The following is a 19,206-nucleotide window of genomic DNA, read 5'->3' on the forward strand; positions in this document are numbered from 1 at the left end:
CGGCCGGTTTCATTTCGGAATCGTGGCCGGCTTCAAATCGGAACGGTGGCCGGCTTCAAGTCGGAATACCCGGCCGGAATAAATCGGAATCCGCACGCTCGCTGCGCAGGCGGTCACCGGCGCGCCGATCGGGCCCTTGAAGCCATGTCGAATCGTGATGTGCCCGGCCGCGAGATTTGCAAGGAAGGAGGGAACGGTGAACGGCGACAGCCGACGCAGACCGCTCTTCTCCGCGGTGCGCACGGCGTCCGCGATCGCGGGAAACCCGCCGATCCCGGATGCGATCACGGTGGCGGTGCGCTCCTGCGCAAGCGCCTCGGTCGGCATCCAGCCGGCCTGCGCCACGGCTTCCGCGGCGGCCAGCAGCGCGAACAGGATGAACCGGTCCATCTTCTTCTGGTCCTTGCGCGAGGCCGCCAGGTCGGGATCGAAGCCGCCCTCGGAATCCGCGGCCTTGCCCGGAACCTGTCCTGCGACGCGGGCCGGCAGTGCGGCTGCCCACTCAGGCAGCGCGCTGAGTCCCGAACGCCCCGCGAGGAGCCTCGACCACACCAGTTCGGTGCCACAGCCCAGCGGAGACACTGTCCCCAGGCCCGTCACAACAATTCGACGCATGGTTCTCCTGTCGCGCCCTTCCTGCGAGCCGGCATGGCCGGGACTCGAGACTGCCGGGCGTCGGGGTCTGTTTTATATATGATAAGCATCATCTATTCTTGACCGGTCGCGCGTCAAGGTGGCCGCTCCGTGCTTTTGCGACGGTGAACGCGTCGCACTGTCACCGTAACAAGCCGCAGCCTCACGCCTGGACGCCCGTGATCCGGAAACGCGATGCCGGCCTGCTCCAGATTGATTGCGCGGCTGTGACCGTTCGATCGGCTGCCTCACTCGCACGTCACACTCGGCATGAATTTCGCGCTGTGATTGTGGGATTTCTCACATCGGCCTGGACTGGGTGCCGCTTATCCTCAAGGCGTTGCCGCTTTTCTCCGAAACAGAATATTTGAGGACGATAGATATGAAAAATCCCGTGTTGCACCCCACCTTCAGCTATGACGACAAGCACGGCATCAGGCCTTTTGATCAGGCCAATGGGTCTGTGGATCCATGGACGGGCGTGGGTGGCCTTGCCGGCTTCGCCGGCTTCAGTTTCTTTTTCTTCAATGAGGGTGGAACGGGGAATTTGGCCCCGGGACGTCCGACCACGCAGACCGCCCAGTTTACGTCTCCTCCGGGAAGCGGAGCTCTCATCACCTTGAGATCGGTATCGGGAGCGTTTGTGACCGACGGCGGCGCCCATCTGACGGAACGGCCTCTGGGTCAGTTCGTGACCAACGTCTTTTTCTCAGGCCCGAATACGCTTGCCTGTCAAATCAGGCTGTCGGATTCGAACAGCGACGATCCCATCCAGGTGTGGGTGAACGGGACTCTGCTCTTTTTCAATTGAGCGAGAGCCAGTCGATGTCCCCGCCGTCGCGAATTACGGAATTACGGTGACAGTGCACTCAATTGATGCCTGATACCATTACTTGCATCATACTCATCTCGCCTCACCGGTGTCGTCCTCCCCGACTAGCCCTGCCGCGCGTTCGGCGGTGTCGTCTGGTAAATCCGCCACTTCGTTCCATTCATCAAACCTGCGGAGCATCTGCGTAAAGACCCGATCTTTATTGAGGGTTGTGTGGCTGTAGTGCCCCCTTAAAACGTGCTCGACACGCTTAGTGATCATGTCCGATCCGTCTTGCGGAAGATCGCCGACCTTGATTGCGATGCCAAAGGCAGCATTGACGCACTCGAGATAGAACTCGTCGGGAAATATGTCCTCAATCCCCGCGTCGGTCTTTTTGATGCCTGCGGCTTTGCCCAGCATAAGAACGCGAAAGCGGTTCTGCTGATCTTGGGCGAGCTTATCAAGGTATAGAGTCTTAATCTTTTCCCTTGCCGCGTTGCCTTCTGCATCGGTATCGAGGAGTACCGCGGCGTCCCATTTCTGCCCGATTGCGAAAGCCGCATACATAGGTGTTTTTGATGCGGTTTGTGCCGGCCACGGGAACACTTGATCGGATAGCCCTTTTCCGTCTTTAGAAAGCAGTCCGGATAGCTTTTGCAAAATTAGCGCGTCCGTCCCGCCCTCAACAATGAGGACCTTGCGATTGCCCAACATGCCGCTCAGATCGCCCGTTAAGCCGAGCGAACGCTCAATCACGGCCATAGGCCCGCGCGACGAACTAACAACGCCTTGGGTAATACCAAGATGGTGTTCGCGGTTCTCAACGATCCGCACGCGCTCGGGATTGGCGAGGTCAACCATTGATGCGAGATGGGTGGTGTAAGTACAAATTTTGGCAGTTTTTCTGCCATCCATTTTGTGAGCTTGGTGGGGTCAAGCCATTGGGCGCCATCAGCGCGCATCTCGAAACTAGGTTCGCCGCCATACACGCCCAATCCTAAGGTAATGGCAGTGCGAAAGCCGGGAACGATAAGTGGCCGCGCACATGACTATGAATTGGTAGCGACTGATCAAGCGTCCGCACCGAGCATTTCGGAGTTGCGAGATCAAGCGTATACGCTAGCCGATATGACGCCGCCGCAAACGCGGCGCGAAGCGTGGCAAAGGACTCGAAGCGCGGTGATTGTTCAATATGCACTCTGTCGGTCTCGCGGGATATGTGAGGGCTGCAAGCATCCCGCGCCCTTCATGCGCCGCAACGGCGAACCTTACCTCGAAGTTCACCACATCTGCGCGCTCGGAGCAGGAGGTGCCGATCATCCACTAAACGTGGCGGCTGTTTGCCCGAACTGCCATCAGCGTGTCACCCACGGCAAAGACGCGAACGAGCATAATGCCGCGATTGCGCAGAATGTAAGAGCGGCGGAGGCAGCTCTTGAAAGTCAACTGTAGCGAAAGCGGACTTTTAGGAAGCTGGAAACTTGGGAGTGCGTTCGTGGAGTTACGGTGACAGTGCACTAATATATGCGAGCAAGTGAGAGCTCATACGAGCGTGATCTGTTAATCACTTCATCCCTTCCAGCAGCCTCCGCGCGTCCCCCAACAACGCCCTTATCTGCCTTCGCTCCGCGATCGCATCCCTGGTGAACAGGCCGTGCTTGCGCGCGTTCCGGTTTGCCCTTGGCGCGCCGGATCCCGGTGCGCCGCCGTGCATGCGGCAGCGCGTCTTGCCGTGCACCGCCGGCGCGCGGCACGCGCCACTGGTGCGGGTTTTGGCGCCACAGCGCGGGCTCGCCAGCATCGGGCCGGTCGTGCTGACGTGACCGCTCATGCCGGGGCGTCCTGCTGGGCATCGGCGGCATCATGCCGTCGCCTGGAGCCCGCGGGCCTCAGTGCCCGCGCCGCGGATGCCGGCTTGTTGTCGGAAACGATCACGCTCGCATGCTGGGTGACGTTGCCGACAATGGCGTTGCCGCCGTCCTCCACCTTCACGTTCTGCACGGTGATGGCGGGCTCGCGCTGGCTCCGGTAGCGGTTCAGCGCTTCGATCTGGGCGGGAAACGTGCGGGCGAGCCGGCCCAACGCGTGCGCGGCGCTGTCGTGCTGGGCGAGGTCGTCCGCATGCGCGAGGTGATGGGCGCATCGCATCGCCATCACATGAACCGAAACCATCTGCGCCACGAGCATGGCCTCGACGGAATCCCGTGGGCGAATGCTCTTCACCATCGAGATCATGAAGGCGAGGTTGACCTCGTCGGGGCTGCCGCCGTTCACGCTGGCCTTGACCAATTGCCGCAGGATGCCGTCCATCGCGTCGCGATCGGCGGCCCCCAGCGCGTTCGCCATCAGCTGTTCGCCGAGCTTCGGGTCAGGGTGGTCGATCGCGAATCCGCGCGGCGAGAGCTTTATCCGCGGCGTTGCGGGAGTCTGGGTCTGGCCGGTTGCGGCGGCCGTCGTCGGCACGGTGATTTCAGGTGCTGTCGTCATGTCGATATTTCTCGATATTTCCTGGAACGCGCGCGGCAAGCGCGCAGGCGATCGCTCGCTGCGGGAGCCGGTGCAATTTCAATTGTGGGGGAGGATTTTCGGCCGCAATCGCGACCGGCACGCCCGCTGTTGCGGGCGAGTGGTGCTTACACGATTTCGGAATATTGGAAAAGTATCCCTGATTTGCCCGACGTGTCAAGTTGCCCTGTCGAACGCCGGCCGCCGCCGGCTGCTTTGCATGGGGTTGTTTTCGATATTTTGGCGGCGCGCCCCTGCGGCCAGGGCTATCGCATATGGCAGCGAAGGGCTCGGCGCTTCCACATCGTCATGGCCGGGCTTGTCCCGGCCATGACGCCTTTTTCAGGTGGAAACCAAGACGTGGATGCCCGGCACAAGGCCGGGCATGACGAGTCTATGGAGGGATTGAGCGCATATGCGGCGCGCAGCTGCGGCGGGCAGTTCCGCCACCGTCACCCGCAGTCATGCCGGCAGGGCACGGTGCGATATCCGTGCTAGCGGGTATCGTGTGCCGATTGGATCATTATACTGGCCGGCGCGTTGCGACCGGCGCGGCCTTACAGCCGGCCTGCGGATGAAGGAAACTCGATGAGCGAAACCGAAACCATTGGCTACCCCGATCCCGGCCTCGATCTGTCCGATGGTTTCAAGCCGCACACCTCGCATTGGGGCGTGTTCTCGGCGCGTCTGGGCAAGGCGGGTCTCGAAGTCCGGCCCTATGGCGGCGATCCCGATCCGAACCGCATCATCAACAATTTCCCCGGCGCGCTGCGCCACCAGGCGCGCATCGCGCAGCCTGCGATCCGCCGCGGCTGGCTCGAGCGTGGCCCCGGTCCCGATGATCGTCGCGGCCGTGATGAATTCGTCTCGGTCAGCTGGGAGCAGGCGCTCGATCTGCTCGGCGGCGAGCTCGCGCGGGTCCGCGACACACTCGGCCCGGGCGCGGTGTTCGGCGGTTCCTATGGTTGGTCGAGCGCGGGCCGCTTCCACCACGCGCAGAGCCAGGTGCACCGCTTCCTCAACATCGCACTCGGCGGCTATGTCCGCTCGGTGAACTCCTATTCCTCGGGCGCGTCCTCGGTGCTGCTGCCGCAGATTATCGCGGGCTACGAGGACATCACCAAGCGCAATGTCACCTGGGAGCAGATCGCCTCCGAAACCGACATCGTGCTGGCATTCGGCGGCATGGCGCTGAAGAACTCGATGGTGGCGGGCGGCTCGATCAGCAAGCATGTCGAGCGCGGCGCGATGGAGGCGGCGCAGCGGCGCGGCTGCCAGTTCGTCCTGGTCAGCCCGCTGCGTGACGATCTGCCTGCCGAAGCCGGCGCCGAATGGCTGACGGCGGTGCCCGGCACCGACACCGCGCTGATGCTCGGCATCGTCCACACCCTGGTCGGCGAGGGCCTGCACGATCAGGCCTTCCTCGATCGCTACACCGAGGGCTGGCCGGTGTTCCTGCGCTATCTGACCGGCGAGACCGATGGCCAGGCCAAGAGCGCCGAGTGGGCCGCCGCGATCTGCGGCATCGACGCTGACACGATCAGGACACTCGCGCGCAGGCTTGCCGGGCGGCGCGCGCTGATCACCGTTTCCCACTCATTGCAGCGCGCCGAGCATGGCGAGCAGCCGGTGTGGATGGGCATGGTGCTGGCGGCAGTGCTTGGCCAGATCGGTCTGCCCGGCGGCGGCTACGCCTATTCGCTCGGCGCGATCGGCTATTACGGGCGTCGCGTCAACGCTGTGCCGGGACCGACGCTCGGTCAGGGGCGCAACGGCGTCGCCGACTTCATTCCGGTGGCGCGCATCGCCGACATGCTGCTCAATCCCGGCACCACCTATCGCTACAATGGCGAGACGCGCGTCTATCCGGATATCCGCCTGGTCTATTGGGCGGGCGGCAATCCGTTCCACCATCACCAGGATCTCAACCGCCTGCGCAAGGCATTTGCGCGGCTCGACACGCTGGTGGTGCACGAGCTCGCCTGGACCGCCACCGCGCGCCACGCCGACATCGTGCTGCCCTCGACGATGACGCTCGAGCGCGAGGACATCGGCTATTCCAGCAACGATCCGCTGATGGTCGCGATGCACCGGATCGCCGAGCCGTTCGGCCTCGCCCGCGACGACTATGAGATCTTCGCCGATCTCGCCGAGCGGCTCGGCGCCCGCGAGCCCTTCACCGAGGGACGCACGTCGCGGCAATGGCTGGCGCATCTCTACGAGCCGACCCGCAAGGCGCTCGCCGCGCGCGGGCTTGAAGCGCCGGGCTTCGAGGAATTCTGGGAGCGCGGCAGCCTGGTCGTGCCGCAACATCTCGACGACGGCGGCTCGCTGCGCCGCTTCCGCGAGGACCCGGTCGCGCGGCCGTTGCCGACCCCGAGCGGCCGCATCGAGATTTTCTCGCAGAAGATCGCCGATCATGGCGACGCGGACTGTCCCGGCCATCCGGTCTGGCTCGAGAAGACCGACGCGCCGACGCCTGGCGCACCGTGCTTCCTCGTCGCCAACCAGCCGGTGACGCGCCTGCACAGCCAGCTCGACTTCGGCGGTCACTCGCTAGAGGCCAAGCATCGCGGCCGCGAGGTCGCGCGCATGAACCCGCGCGACGCGAAGGCGCGCGGCATCGCCGACGGCGACATTATCCGCATCTTCAACGCGCGCGGCGCCTGCCTTGCCGCGGCGCATGTCACCGACGGCATCGCGCCAGGCGTGGTCCAGCTGCCGACCGGCGCCTGGTACGACCCGATGGACCCCGAGGAGGAGGCGCCGCTCTGCGTGCACGGCAATCCGAACGTGCTGACGCGTGACATCGGCACGTCGTCTTTCGCGCAGGGCTGCACCGGCCAGCTGACGACCGTCGAGGTCGAGCGTTTTAACGGCAATCTGCCGCCGATCCGCGCCTTCGATCCGGCGTAACGGAGCCTCGCCAGCCGGATCACGAACAAATCATCGCTGGGCGCTGGATGCCGCCCGAGCGTTCGGCTACGGCATCACGGGATCGCCCCCGATTTTGGACCTCCTGAGATGCACCTGAAACCACTGCTTCATCTTGCTGTCACTGCGATCGTCGCGCTCGCTGCATCCGATGCGTTGGCGCAATCGGCCGCCGAACCGGCTTACGGACCGGAGTTGCAGGACTTCGACTATCCCTATCCCGTCGAGCATTATCGCTTCAGCTCGCAGGGGCAGGAGCTCGACATGGCCTATCTCGACGTCAAGCCGGCGACGCCGAACGGCCAGACCGCGGTGCTGCTGCACGGCAAGAATTTCTGTGCCGCGACCTGGGACGGCACCATCAAGGCGCTCAGCGGCGCCGGCTATCGCGTGATCGCGATGGATCAGATCGGCTTCTGCAAATCCTCTAAACCCGAACGTTACCAGTTCACCTTCCAGCAGCTCGCCGGCAACAGCCGCGCGCTGCTCGCCTCACTCGGGATCGCGCATGCGATCATGGTCGGCCACTCGACCGGCGGCATGCTGGCGATGCGCTACGCGCTGATGTATCCGGAGGCCACCGACCAGCTGGTGCTGGTCGATCCGATCGGGCTGGAGGACTGGAAGGCCAAGGGCGTGCCGTGGCTCAGCCTCGACGGCTGGATGCAGCGGGAGACGCGCGTCACCGCAGACAGCATCCGCGCCTATGAGCGCGCCACCTATTATGCCGACACCTGGGATCCGTCCTACGAGACGTGGGTGCAGATGCTGGCCGGCATGTATCGCGGCGCGGGCCGCGCCGCCGTGGCATCGAGCTCGGCGCGGCTCTACGACATGATCGTGACCCAGCCGGTGTTCTACGAGTTCGAGCAGATCAAGCCGCCGACGCTGCTGTTTGTCGGCGACAAGGATACCACCGCGATCGGCAAGGACACCGCGCCGCCCGAGATCCGCAAGACGCTCGGCAATTATCCGGTGCTGGGCAAGCAGGCCGCGAAGCGGATCCCGCATGCGCAGCTGATCGAATTCCCCGACCTCGGCCATTCGCCGCAAATCCAGGCGCCGGGCCGCTTCCACGAGGCGCTGCTCGGCTGGCTGCAACATCCGGAAACCGGCGCGACGCTGGTCAAATAAGGACCGCGAGACAGCTCGATCGGCTGCGCGCCAAAAGATATCTAGCTCGACGCAGCGGCTCGCTTGGCGCGCTGCTGCGCCCGCGCATGCACGGGTGACGACTTCCGTGCGCCGGGGCCCGGATGCACGTGGACGGATTTGGCGGTCAACGGCTCACCGCATTCCGAGCAGACCATCACGGGGTCGAACATCTTGTTGCAGGTCTTGTGTTCGTGCAGCATCGGCCGGCCGCGCGCGTCGACCATGTGGATGTTGCCCCAGTGCACGATCGACATGATGATCGGATAGAGGTCGAGGCCCTTCTGGGTCAGGATGTATTCGTAGCGCTTCGGCGCCTCCTGATAAGGGATCTTTCGCAGCACGCCGAAGCGCACCAGCTTCTTCAACCGGTCGGCGAGCAGATGCCGGGTGATCCCGAGCGACGCCTGGAAGTCATCGAACCTGCGGATGCGCAGGAAGCATTCGCGCAGGATCAACAGACTCCAGCGGTCGCCGATCACGGCCACGGTGCGGGCCAGTGAGCACGGCTCCTCCTCGAGGGTATCCCATTTCATAAGTGTCTCCAGCGGTCTGCAACAGCGCGCGAATAAATTCTAAATCAGAACTGACGTCATTTCAACAGGATGCGAGAAAACAAGCCATTGGATGACAAATATCATATTGACAGTTCTAAAACAGAACTTAAGGTCTCGATCAACCCGGCCGAGCAGACGGCCGCTGCCAATCGAAGGGAAGGACGTTCCATGGCTGCTCCGCTCAAGGTCGAATTCCACTTCGATTTCGGAAGTCCGAACGCCTATCTCGCCGAACTCGCGTTGCCTGGGATCGAAAAGCGTACCGGCGTGAAGTTCGACTACATCCCGGTGCTGCTCGGCGGCGTCTACAAGGCCACCGGCAACATGTCGCCCGGCGAGTCCCTGCGCGGCATCAAGAACAAGCCGGAATACAACGCGCTCGAGACCGAGCGCTTCCTGCGCCGCCACAACATCGCGACGTTCAAGTCGAACCCGTTCTTTCCGGTCAACACGCTGATGCTGATGCGCGGCGTCGTCGCCGCCGATTTCGAGAGGTTGTTCGAACCGTATTTCCGCGCCGCCTATCACCACATGTGGTCCGAGCCCAAGAAGATGGACGATCCGCAGGTATTCCGCGAGGCATTCCTGTCCTCCGGGCTTGATATCGACCGCATCATCGCCCGTGCCCAGCAGGACGAGGTGAAGAAGAAGCTGATCGAGAACACCAGCAATGCGGTGGCGCGCGGCTCGTTCGGCTCGCCGACCTTCTTTGTCGGCGACGAGATTTTCTTCGGCAAGGATCGTTTGCGCGAGGTTGAGGAAGAGATCGTCGCGCAGCTGACCGCGGAGCAGCGCAAGACCGCCTGAGCGGAAAATTCCTCAACACAACAAGCCAAGAAAGATAGGACAGGGAGATTTCAATGCAGGCGCCGACCCAGATTGCTGAAGGAAGTGTGGAAGGGTTGCCGAACCGCATCCATGAGGTGCTGGATCCGCACGTCGCGGCGACGCCGGATCATCTGGCACTGATCGACGACAAGACGCGGCTGACCTATCGCGAGCTTAATGGAGCGGTCGGTCGCGTCGCCGAGGCATTGCGGGCGCTGGGTATCCGCGCCGGCGACCGCATGATGATCGTGAGCGAGAATTCCATTCCGCTGGCCTGCCTGCTGCTGGCAGCGAGCCGGCTCGATGTCTGGTCAATCGTGGTCAATCCGCGGCTGTCGCCGCGTGAGCTGGATCAGATCAGGGATCACAGCGGCGCCCGCCGCGTGTTGCTGACTGCTGACGTGTCGCAGGAAGCCGCCACCCATGCCGTGCGCTATGAGGCCAATGTGCAGGATGTCGGCCCGCTCCGCGTCGCCGTCACCGGCTTGAATATGGCAACGGTGGCCGAGCCGGTCGAGGCCGACGGCGCAAACCAGGTCGCGGTCCTCATCTACACGTCCGGCACCACCGGCACGCCCAAGGGCGTGATGTTGACCCATCGCAACCTCCTCTTCAGCGCCCGCGGCACAGCTAGCTTCCGCAAGATGGCGGCCGATGACATGCAGTATTGCGTGCTGCCGATCTCGCATATCGTCGGCATCTCGCTGCTGACGATGACCTTGATGGTCGGCGCCACCGTGCGCCTGGTGGCGAAGTACGACCCGGCCGCGCTGGTCAAGGCCATGGCCGAGGAAGGCATCACGATCCTCAACGGTGTGCCCGCCACCTATCAACGCCTGCTCGAATATCGCCGCAATGCCGGCCTGCCGAAGCTTGGTCGCGGCCGGTTGCGTGTGATCTCGGTGGCCGGCGCACCGCTCGACCTCGATCTCAAATCCCGGGTCGAGCAGGAACTCGGGCTGCCGCTGCTCAATGGCTACGGCATCACCGAGTGCTCGCCGGGCATCTCCGGCGTCCGGCCCGATAATCCGCGGGCCGACCACGCGGTCGGCGCCGTCATGCCGGGCCTCGAGGCGAAGCTGGTCGGCCGTGATCTGAAGCCGGTTGCATTAGGCGAAGTCGGCGAACTCCATGTTCGCGGCCCTAACGTGATGCGCGGCTATTACCGCGCGCCCGATCTGACCGCCAAGGCGATCGACCCCGACGGCTGGTTCAACACCGGCGACCTGGCCCGCTTCGAGAATGACGTCCTCTACATCGTCGGGCGGACCAAGGAGATGATCATTCGCTCCGGGTTCAACGTCTATCCGGCCGAGATCGAGGCTGTGCTGAGCACGCACGACGCCGTGGTCCAGTGCGCCGTGGTCGGCCGGGCGGTCGAGGGCAATGAGGAGGTCGTCGCCTTTGTGCAACTGATCAAGGGCTCGACCGCCACCGTGCAGGACCTGATGGCCCATGTTGCCCCGCAACTCACCTCGTACAAACGGCCGTCGGAGATTATCCTGATGGATGCGCTGCCCGCGACTTCGACGGGCAAGCTGTTGAAGCACAAGCTGGCGGAGTCGCTGCGCAGCTGAGGCTGAGCCGCCGCCGCAAGCCAGTCCACTCAAACAAGACCGGAGTACACCATGCAGAAGAGAAACAGGACGGTGGCCGTCATTGGTGCCGGTGATTTCATCGGCGGCGAGATCGCCAAGAAGTTCGCCTCCGAAGGCTTCACGGTCTTCGCCGGCCGCCGCAACGGCGAAAAGCTCGCGCCGCTGGTCAAGGAGATCGAGGCCGCCGGCGGCGAAATCCACGCGCGCTCGCTTGATGCACGCAAGGAGGAGGAGATCATCGCCTTCCTCAACGACGCCGACAAGCATGCGCCGCTGGAGGTCTGCATCTTCAACATCGGTGCCAACGTGAACTTTCCGATTCTTGAGACCACCGAGCGCGTATTCCGCAAGGTCTGGGAGATGGCCTGCTACTCCGGCTTCCTCGCGGGGCGCGAGGCGGCGCGGCTGATGACGGCGCGTGGAGAGGGCAACATCTTCTTTACCGGCGCCACCGCTTCGCTGCGCGGGGGTTCCGGCTATGCTGCCTTCGCCAGTGCAAAGTTCGGCCTGCGCGCCGTGGCGCAGGCGATGGCGCGCGAATTGGGCCCGAAGAACATTCATGTCGCGCATCTGATCATCGACTCCGGCGTCGACACCGAATGGGTGCGGCAGCGCCGCATCGAGGCGCTCGGCCCGAACGCGCTGGACGATCCCGATCTCCTGATGCCGCCGGCTTCGGTCGCCACGTCCTATTGGCAGCTCTACCAGCAGCCGAAGAGCGCCTGGACCTTCGAGCTGGAAATCCGGCCCTTCGGCGAGAAGTGGTAGGGAGAACAGCAGATGGAGCTCGCGCTATCCCCTGAAGATGCGGCGTTTCGCGACGAGGTTCGCGCGTTCATCAAGGACAATTATCCGGCGGAGATGCGCGTCGCCAATCCGGAGACGGATCTATCCAAGGAGCAGATGCTGTTGTGGCATCGTATCCTTCACAACAAGGGCTGGATCGCGCCGCTCTGGCCAAAGGAATATGGCGGGCCCGGCTGGTCGATCACCCGCCGCTTCATCTTCGAACAGGAGACGACGCGCGCCGGCACGATGCCGCCGCTGGCGTTCAGCGTCACCATGGTCGGCCCGGTGATCTACACCTTCGGAAACGACGCGCAGAAAAAGAAGTTCTTGCCGCGCATCCTGTCCGGCGAGGACTGGTGGTGCCAGGGCTATTCGGAGCCGGGCTCCGGCTCCGATCTCGCCACCGTCCGCACCAAGGCGGTACGTGACGGGGACCACTACATCGTCAATGGCCACAAGACCTGGACTACGCTGGCGCAGCACGCCGACTGGATCTTCTGCCTGGTCCGTACCGATCCGACCGCCAAGCCGCAATCCGGCATTTCGTTCCTGCTGATCGACATGAAATCGCCGGGCGTGACGGTTCGCCCGATCATCACCATCGACGGCTCCCACGAGGTCAACGACGTCTTCCTAGAAGACGTCCGCGTCCCGGTCGAGAACTTGATCGGCGAGCAGAACAAGGGCTGGACCTACGCCAAGTTCCTGCTCGGCAATGAGCGCACCAGCATGGCTGGCATCGGCCGCTCGACCCGCTACATCGATCGGCTGAAGAAGATCGTAAAGGCCGAAATCCCGGAAGACGATCCGGCGCATCTGGAATTCATCAGGGACATCGCCCGCGTCGAGCTCGATGTGCTGGCGCTGGAGGCGACCGAGCTTCGCGTCGTCGCCCAGATGGCGCGCGGCATTGATCCGGGACCTGCGGCCTCGCTGTTCAAGATCCGCGGTACCGAGATCTTCCAGGATATCACCGAGCTGACCCATCGGGCGATCGGCAACTATGGGCTTGCGATCCGCGAGCATCCGGTCAGCGCCAACCATTTCATGCCGGGCCCGGACTACGGCCACACGGCGTCGGAGAAATATCTCAACTCACGGAAGCTTTCGATCTACGGCGGATCGAACGAGATCCAGCGCAACATCATCGCCAAAGCGGTGCTTGGTCTCTAGCAACGACGCAACGAGAGGATCGGATGGATATCCAGTTCACGGAAGAGCAGGAATTGTTGCGGTCCAGCGTACAGCGGCTGCTGCGCGACCAGTATGATTTCGACGCGCGCCGCAAGATCGTCGCGAGCGAGGACGGTTTTGGCCGCAGGCAATGGGCCGAATTCGCCGAGCTCGGCCTGCTCGCCGCGCCGTTCTCGGAAGCCGCCGGCGGGCTCGGCGGCGGGCCGCTGTCGACCATGATCATCATGCAGGAGTTCGGCCGCCATCTCGTCGTGGAGCCGTTCGTCGAGACGGTCGTGGTGGCCGGCGGCCTGATCGAGCAAGTGGGTTCAGACGCGCAGAAGCAGGCCTACATCGCCGACATCATCGCCGGGACGAAGTTGTGGGCGCTGGCGTGGACCGAAAAAGGCTCGCGCTTCGATCTCGCCACCGTCACCACCACAGCTCGCCGCGAGGGCGACAACTATGTTCTCACCGGCGAGAAGACGGCGGTGATGGCCGCGCCCTGGGCGGATTATCTCATCGTCTCCGCGCGGACCTCGGGCCATCGCCACGATCGCGGCGGCGTCAGCCTGTTCGTGGTCGATCGCCGCGCCGCCAATCTTGACCTGCAAAGCTTCAGGACCATCGATGGCCGCCGGGCGGCCGAGATCAGCCTGCGCGGCGTACGCGGCGAATTGCTCGGCAGGGTAGGCGAGGGCGTTGCCGCGCTGGAGGCCTGCCGCAACCGCGCGATCGGCGCGCTCTGTGCCGAGGCGGTTGGCGCCATCGGCGAGTTGAATGCGGCGACGCTGGAGTATTCCAAGACGCGCAAGCAGTTCGGCGTCACGATCGGGAGCTTCCAGGTGCTGCAGCACCGGATGGTTGACATGTTCATTGCGCATCAGGAGGCGCTGTCCCTGATGCAGCACCTCAGCCTCAGTCTCAACGAGGGTGAAGCCGGCATCTCCCGGCTTGCCTCGGGCGCCAAGTCCAAGATCGGCTATGCCGGCAAGTTCGTTGCCGACCAGGCGGTGCAGCTGCACGGCGGCATGGGCATGACCGACGAGCTCAATGTCGGCCACTACTTCAAGCGGATTTCCTCCATCAACATCCAGTTCGGCGATCCCGCCTATCACGTGCTGCGCTATGCGCAGCTCGACGCGGCCGCATAAAACCAGAGAGGCAAGCATGTCACAGGATGCAGTCATCGTTTCCACCGCGCGCACCGGGGTCGGCAAGGCCTATCGCGGCGCGCTCAACAACACCGACGGGCCGACCCTGGCCGGCCACGTGATGGCCGAAGCCGTGAAGCGCGCCGGCATCGCGCCCGGCGAGGTCGAGGACGTGGTGATGGGCTGCGCCATGCAGCAGGGCACCATGGTGATGAATGTCGCACGCAAGGGCGCGATCCGCGCCGGACTCCCCGTTACCGTTGCCGGCACCACTATCGACCGGCAATGCGCCTCCGGGCTTCAAGCCATCGCGGTCGCGGCGCGGTCGGTGATATCAGACGGCGTCGAGATCGCGATCGGCGGCGGCATCGAGTCGATCAGCCTAGTCCAGAATGAGCACATGAATAGGTTCCACGCTGTCGACGACGAGCTGATGGCGATGAAGCCCGAGATGTACATGTCGATGCTGGAGACGGCGGAAGTCGTCGCCGAGCGCTACGGGATCGGCCGCGACAAGCAGGATGAGTACAGCCTGGAATGCCAGCGCCGCGTCGGCGCGGCGTTGCAGGGCGGCCGCTTCAACGACGAGATCGTACCGATCACGACCAAGATGGCCGTGGTCAACAAGGACACCAAGGAGGTCAGCTTCCAGCAGGTGACTCTGGCCAGGGATGAAGGCCCGCGGCCGGATACCACGGCGGACGGACTTGCCAAGATCAAGCCGGTGTTCGAGGGCAAGACCATCAGCGCCGGCAATGCCAGCCAGCTCTCCGACGGCGCATCGGCCTGCGTGATCATGAGCGATCGGATCGCCGCGCAGAAGGGGTTGAAGCCGCTCGGCATCTTCCGCGGCTTCGTCGCCGCCGGGGTCGAGCCCGACGAGATGGGCGTTGGCCCGGTCGCCGCGATCCCGCGGCTGTTGAAGCGACATAATCTGAAGATCGACGACATCGATCTCTGGGAGCTCAACGAGGCCTACGCGGTGCAGGTGATTTATTGCCGCGACAAGCTCGGCATCGATCCGGACAGACTGAACGTCAATGGCGGCTCGATTGCGATCGGTCATCCCTATGGCATGACCGGGGCGCGCCTTACCGGCCACCTCCTGATCGAAGGGCGGCGACGCAAGGCGAAGTACGGCGTGGTGACCATGTGCATCGGCGGCGGCATGGGCGCGGCGGGCCTGTTTGAAATCATTCACTGATCGGAAACGCGGGAGAGACTTGTGAAGACAGCAATCACTGAACTGTTCGGCATTCGGCATCCGATCATCCAGGGCGGCATGCATTATGTCGGCTTCGCCGAGATGGCGGCTGCGGTGTCCAACGCCGGCGGCCTCGGCATCATCACCGGCCTGACCCAGAGGACGCCGGAACTGCTGGCGAAGGAGATCGCGCGCTGCCGCGACATGACCGACAAGCCGATCGGCGTGAACCTCACCTTCCTGCCGAGCTTCACCGCGCCGCCTTATCCAGAATACATCGCGGCGATCCGCGAGGGCGGCGTCAAGGCGGTGGAGACCGCCGGCCGCAGCCCGGAACAGTATATGCCGGCGCTGAAGGGAGCAGGCATCAAGGTGATCCACAAATGCACCTCGGTGCGCCATTCGCTGAAGGCCGAGAAGATCGGTTGCGACGCGGTCAGCGTCGACGGCTTCGAGTGCGGTGGCCATCCAGGCGAGGATGACATCCCGAACATGATCCTGTTGCCGCGCGCGGCGGACGAGCTGACGATCCCGTTCGTGGCGTCGGGCGGCATGGCGGATGCGCGCAGCCTCGTCGCCGCGCTGTCGATGGGCGCGGCCGGCATGAACATGGGTACGCGTTTCATCGCCACCCAAGAAGCGCCGGTCCATGCCAATGTGAAGCAGGCGCTGCTCGATGCCGACGAGCTCGACACGCGTCTGGTGATGCGGGCGCTGCGCAACACCGAGCGCGTACTGAAGAACAAGGGCGTCGATGAGCTGCTCGGGATCGAGCGCGAGAAGGGCGCCAGGCTGAAGATCGAGGACATCCACGAGCAGGTCGCCGGCGTCTACCCGAAGGTGATGATCGACGGCGAGATGGATGCCGGCGCCTGGAGCTGCGGCATGGTGGTCGGCCTGATCAACGACATTCCGACAGTCAAGGAGCTGATCGACCGCATCATGACCGAGGCCGAGCAGATTATCCGGCAGCGGTTGACCGGCTTCCTCGACGGCAAGTTTGAAACCACAGCGGCCCGTGCGGTCGCCTGACGGGAGAGTGCCATGACCGAGCATGTCAAAGTCGAAACCGCCGCCGACGTCATGACGCTGACCTTGCAACGGCCCGAGAAGAAGAACGCCCTGACCGGCGCCATGTATGACGCTATGTCGAACGCGCTGAAACAGGCCGAGGCGGATCCATCCGTCCGTGTCATCCTGTTCCAGGGCGATGGCGACAGTTTTACCGCGGGCAACGACCTGGCCGACTTCGCGAGCCAGGCGCGCGGCGAGAGCGCGGTCGATAGCCCCGCGCATCGCTTCATCGAGACCATCAGCAAGGTCGGCAAGCCGCTGGTCGCGGCTGTGCAGGGCAATGCGGTCGGCGTCGGCACCACCATGCTGCTGCATTGCGACCTGGTTTATCTGGCCGAGAACGCCCGGCTGATCACGCCCTTCGTCAATCTGGCTTTGGTGCCGGAGGCGGCGTCGAGCTGGCTGCTCCCCTTAAGGATCGGGCATGCGCGCGCCTATGCGATGTTCGCACTCGGCGAGCCGATGGATGCGCAGGGCGCGCTGGCGTCGGGCCTCGCCAATGCCGTGGTGCCGCAGGCCGATCTCCGCAAGCGGGCACACGACGCAGCGACAGCGTTGACCAAGCGGCCGGCGGGTTCGCTCAGCATGACCAAGAAGCTGATGCGCGAGCAGCAGCGGATCGCGGCGCAGATCGCCGAGGAAGGCGTGTTGTTCAGGGAGCGGCTGACGACGCCCGAGGCGCGCGAGGCCTTTGCGGCGTTTGCCGAACGGCGCCAGCCTGATTTCACCAAGCTGTCGGCTTGACGCCGCCGGCGGAATTCACGGACACATCGAGGGAGTGAACAGCATGCGGGTCGTCGGTAGCCATCAATATCCCAGCATGGAATCCGTGATCTACGGCAAGCCGGCGGCCGAGGCGCTGCGCGAGGAGGCCGAGCGGCTAGACGCCAGGCGTGTCTATCTGATCGCCAGCCGGACGCTGAACACCACGACCGACGAGATCGAGAAAATCCGCAATGGGCTCGGCGATCGCCATGCGGCGACCTTCGATGGCGTGCCGCAGCATACGACGCGGGACGTGGTGACGGAGATCGCGCGGCAAGCCAGGGAGGCCAAGGCGGACCTGGTGGTTGCCATCGGCGGCGGCTCAGTGGTCGATGCGGCGAAGATCGTTCTGATGTGCATCGAGCATGAGATCTTCGAGCCGGCGGGGCTCGACGGCTTCGAGACGACACCCGACCGCCGGTTCGGACCGTTCCGCACGCCGAAGGTCCGCATGATCGCGATCCCCAGCACGCTGTCGGGCGGCGAGTACAATTCCGGCGCGCTGGTCACCGACACCAGCCGCAAGCTGAAGCAGATCTTCAACCACCCGATGATGATGCCGCGCAGCATCATCCTCGATCCCGCGATCACGAAATATACGCCGGAGAAGCTTTGGCTCGGTTCCGGCACGCGCGCGATGGATCACGGCATCGAGGCGATCTGCTCCAGCCGGCCCAACGTGCTGGTCGATGCGGTGTGCCAGCAGGGGCTGCGCTATCTGCACGACGGCCTGCTGCGCACCAAGGCCAATCCGGACGACGAGGCGGCGCGGCTGAATTGCCAATTGGGCTCGTGGCTGTCGGCTTTCGGATTGCAGTCGCGGGTGCCGATGGGCGCCAGCCACGCCATCGGCCATGTGCTTGGCGGCACCTGCGACGTCCCGCATTACTTCTGTACGGCGGTGATGATGCCGAGCGTGCTGCGCTACAATCGCCCCGCGACGGAAGCCGCCCAGAGGTCGATTGCCGCCGCGCTCGGTGCGCCAGGACGCGACGCCAGCGAGGTGTTCGCCGGCTTCATCGCGGAGCTCGGCCTGCCGCGGCGGCTGGCCGATGTCGGGGTCGGCGAAGACCGTTTCGAACTGATCGGCAGGAACGCCATGCTGTCGATCTTCACCCGGGCCAACCCGCAGCCGATCCGCGAGCCCGGTGACGTCGTCAAGATCCTGAAGCTGGCCGCCTGAGGCAACAGCACCTGGAGCAGCGACCATGTCCGCCTTGCGCATCTTCTCCTATCTGCCGAACCCACGCGTCTGGAAAGCGATCATCGCGGCCCGGTTCTGCGGCGTCGACGTCGAGGTCAGGGGCGCGTCCGGCAAGGAACTGCGCGACTGGCTGTGGGATTACGATGCCCGTCCGCTGGCGGAGCAGGAGCGTGCCTCGCTGTCATCGTTGGCGCGAACCGGGCGGGTCGGATTGAGCGGCGCGCAGCTCTTCAAGACCGACGCGTTCATGGAGGCGCAGCCGTTCGGCAACGTGCCGGCCGCGTTCGGCGCCGACGGCAAGGTCGGAATCTTTGAATCGAACAGCATCATGCGCGCAGTGGCGCGGCTCGGTGAGAGCAGGTTCCCGCTCTACGGGCGTGATGCCTATGAGGCGTCGAGGATCGACAGTTTTCTCGATGTCAGCCTGGTGTTTGCACGGGACTCGCAGATCTATCTGCTGGCACTGTCGGGCGGCACGGTCGACGCGGCCATCCACGCGCGGGCCAAAGACGCGTTCGCGATCTATGCCTCCGGAATCGAGCAGGCATTGTCCCCGGAGCGCGACACGCTGGTCGGGAACGGTCTCTCGATTGCCGACATTTGCTTTGCCGCCGAGCTCGCGTTGTTCATGAACGAGCACGCGCGGACCGAGCAATTGCGCAAGCAGGGCCTGGAGAAAATCCTGCACCCGGGGGTAAGGGATGAATATCCGCGGACGTTCGCCCACTTTGCCCGGCTGCTCGAGCACCAGCATTTCAGGCTGGATCTTAAGCCGTACGTTGAGAAGTTGCTGTCGAAGGCGGCTGCCGCCTGACTATGAAG

General features: G+C 64.0%; 18 protein-coding genes and 1 pseudogene. 14 read left to right on the forward strand and 5 right to left on the reverse strand.

Annotated elements, in window-relative coordinates; all coding sequences use genetic code 11:
- Window positions 1-60 precede the first annotated feature (60 nt).
- Window positions 61-615, reverse strand: a pseudogene (locus tag ABIB78_RS34475) (beta-ketoacyl synthase N-terminal-like domain-containing protein); the annotation flags it as partial.
- A gap of 400 nt (window positions 616-1,015) precedes the next feature.
- On the opposite strand from ABIB78_RS34475, the gene ABIB78_RS34480 reads away from it, so the two are divergent.
- Window positions 1,016-1,444, forward strand: coding sequence for a hypothetical protein (locus ABIB78_RS34480; RefSeq protein WP_429032996.1), 429 nt, complete (start codon window positions 1,016-1,018; stop codon window positions 1,442-1,444).
- Window positions 1,445-1,537: 93 nt separating this feature from the next.
- Here ABIB78_RS34480 and ABIB78_RS34485 read toward each other — a convergent pair whose 3' ends face one another.
- Window positions 1,538-2,362 carry a hypothetical protein gene (locus tag ABIB78_RS34485; RefSeq protein WP_429032997.1) on the reverse strand — a complete coding sequence of 275 codons (825 nt, stop codon included), beginning with the start codon at window positions 2,360-2,362 and terminating at the stop codon, window positions 1,538-1,540.
- Window positions 2,363-2,575: 213 nt separating this feature from the next.
- Between ABIB78_RS34485 and ABIB78_RS34490 the strand changes: the two genes are divergently transcribed.
- Entirely contained in the window at window positions 2,576-2,899 is a 324-nt protein-coding gene (locus ABIB78_RS34490; protein ID WP_429032999.1) for an HNH endonuclease, read from the forward strand.
- A 112-nt stretch (window positions 2,900-3,011) separates the two neighbouring features.
- On the opposite strand, the gene ABIB78_RS34495 is transcribed toward ABIB78_RS34490, so the two are convergent.
- Window positions 3,012-3,278, reverse strand: coding sequence for an HGGxSTG domain-containing protein (locus tag ABIB78_RS34495; RefSeq protein WP_429033000.1), 267 nt, complete (start codon window positions 3,276-3,278; stop codon window positions 3,012-3,014).
- Window positions 3,275-3,934 carry a hypothetical protein gene (locus ABIB78_RS34500; RefSeq protein WP_429033134.1) on the reverse strand — a complete coding sequence of 220 codons (660 nt, stop codon included), beginning with the start codon at window positions 3,932-3,934 and terminating at the stop codon, window positions 3,275-3,277. The genes ABIB78_RS34495 and ABIB78_RS34500 overlap by 4 nt, the downstream gene beginning before the upstream one ends.
- 606 nt (window positions 3,935-4,540) lie before the next feature.
- Between ABIB78_RS34500 and ABIB78_RS34505 the strand changes: the two genes are divergently transcribed.
- Both ABIB78_RS34505 and ABIB78_RS34510 read left to right on the forward strand, forming a co-directional pair.
- Window positions 4,541-6,868 carry a molybdopterin guanine dinucleotide-containing S/N-oxide reductase gene (locus ABIB78_RS34505; protein ID WP_429033002.1) on the forward strand — a complete coding sequence of 776 codons (2,328 nt, stop codon included), beginning with the start codon at window positions 4,541-4,543 and terminating at the stop codon, window positions 6,866-6,868.
- A gap of 108 nt (window positions 6,869-6,976) precedes the next feature.
- Window positions 6,977-8,020 carry an alpha/beta fold hydrolase gene (locus tag ABIB78_RS34510; protein WP_429033005.1) on the forward strand — a complete coding sequence of 348 codons (1,044 nt, stop codon included), beginning with the start codon at window positions 6,977-6,979 and terminating at the stop codon, window positions 8,018-8,020.
- Between the two features lie 41 nt (window positions 8,021-8,061).
- Here the strand turns inward: ABIB78_RS34510 and ABIB78_RS34515 are convergent, their stop codons facing one another.
- The gene (locus ABIB78_RS34515; protein ID WP_429033007.1) at window positions 8,062-8,574 is read right to left on the reverse strand and encodes a winged helix-turn-helix transcriptional regulator; all 513 of its coding nucleotides are present in this window, start codon (window positions 8,572-8,574) and stop codon (window positions 8,062-8,064) included.
- A gap of 189 nt (window positions 8,575-8,763) precedes the next feature.
- Here ABIB78_RS34515 and ABIB78_RS34520 point away from each other — a divergent pair, with 189 nt between their 5' ends.
- From ABIB78_RS34520 to ABIB78_RS34565, 10 genes are read left to right on the forward strand one after another with little or no spacing between them, the layout of a single operon-like run.
- Window positions 8,764-9,402 carry a 2-hydroxychromene-2-carboxylate isomerase gene (locus ABIB78_RS34520; RefSeq protein WP_429033009.1) on the forward strand — a complete coding sequence of 213 codons (639 nt, stop codon included), beginning with the start codon at window positions 8,764-8,766 and terminating at the stop codon, window positions 9,400-9,402.
- 53 nt (window positions 9,403-9,455) lie between these two features.
- Window positions 9,456-11,000, forward strand: coding sequence for a class I adenylate-forming enzyme family protein (locus ABIB78_RS34525; RefSeq protein WP_429033011.1), 1,545 nt, complete (start codon window positions 9,456-9,458; stop codon window positions 10,998-11,000).
- Window positions 11,001-11,051: 51 nt separating this feature from the next.
- The gene (locus tag ABIB78_RS34530; RefSeq protein ID WP_429033012.1) at window positions 11,052-11,789 is read left to right on the forward strand and encodes an SDR family oxidoreductase; all 738 of its coding nucleotides are present in this window, start codon (window positions 11,052-11,054) and stop codon (window positions 11,787-11,789) included.
- A 12-nt stretch (window positions 11,790-11,801) separates the two neighbouring features.
- Window positions 11,802-12,983, forward strand: a complete 1,182-nt coding sequence (locus ABIB78_RS34535; RefSeq protein WP_429033014.1) for an acyl-CoA dehydrogenase family protein — start codon at window positions 11,802-11,804, stop codon at window positions 12,981-12,983.
- 23 nt (window positions 12,984-13,006) lie between these two features.
- A complete protein-coding gene (locus ABIB78_RS34540; RefSeq protein ID WP_429033016.1) occupies window positions 13,007-14,137 on the forward strand; it encodes an acyl-CoA dehydrogenase family protein in 1,131 nt (376 codons plus the stop codon).
- Window positions 14,138-14,153: 16 nt separating this feature from the next.
- On the forward strand, window positions 14,154-15,341 hold the full coding sequence (locus tag ABIB78_RS34545; protein WP_429033018.1) for an acetyl-CoA C-acyltransferase: 1,188 nt from the start codon (window positions 14,154-14,156) through the stop codon (window positions 15,339-15,341).
- A gap of 21 nt (window positions 15,342-15,362) precedes the next feature.
- Window positions 15,363-16,373: an NAD(P)H-dependent flavin oxidoreductase gene (locus ABIB78_RS34550; protein WP_429033019.1), complete on the forward strand. Its 1,011-nt coding sequence runs from the start codon at window positions 15,363-15,365 to the stop codon at window positions 16,371-16,373.
- A 12-nt stretch (window positions 16,374-16,385) separates the two neighbouring features.
- Complete coding sequence (locus ABIB78_RS34555; protein ID WP_429033022.1) at window positions 16,386-17,159, forward strand: enoyl-CoA hydratase-related protein; 774 nt, start codon at window positions 16,386-16,388, stop codon at window positions 17,157-17,159.
- A 43-nt stretch (window positions 17,160-17,202) separates the two neighbouring features.
- On the forward strand, window positions 17,203-18,363 hold the full coding sequence (locus tag ABIB78_RS34560; RefSeq protein ID WP_429033024.1) for an iron-containing alcohol dehydrogenase: 1,161 nt from the start codon (window positions 17,203-17,205) through the stop codon (window positions 18,361-18,363).
- Between the two features lie 25 nt (window positions 18,364-18,388).
- Window positions 18,389-19,198: a glutathione S-transferase family protein gene (locus ABIB78_RS34565; RefSeq protein WP_429033027.1), complete on the forward strand. Its 810-nt coding sequence runs from the start codon at window positions 18,389-18,391 to the stop codon at window positions 19,196-19,198.
- The last annotated feature ends 8 nt before the right edge of the window (window positions 19,199-19,206 follow it).

It is taken from the genome of Bradyrhizobium sp. I1.14.4 (assembly GCF_050435825.1).
Lineage (GTDB): Bacteria > Pseudomonadota > Alphaproteobacteria > Rhizobiales > Xanthobacteraceae > Bradyrhizobium.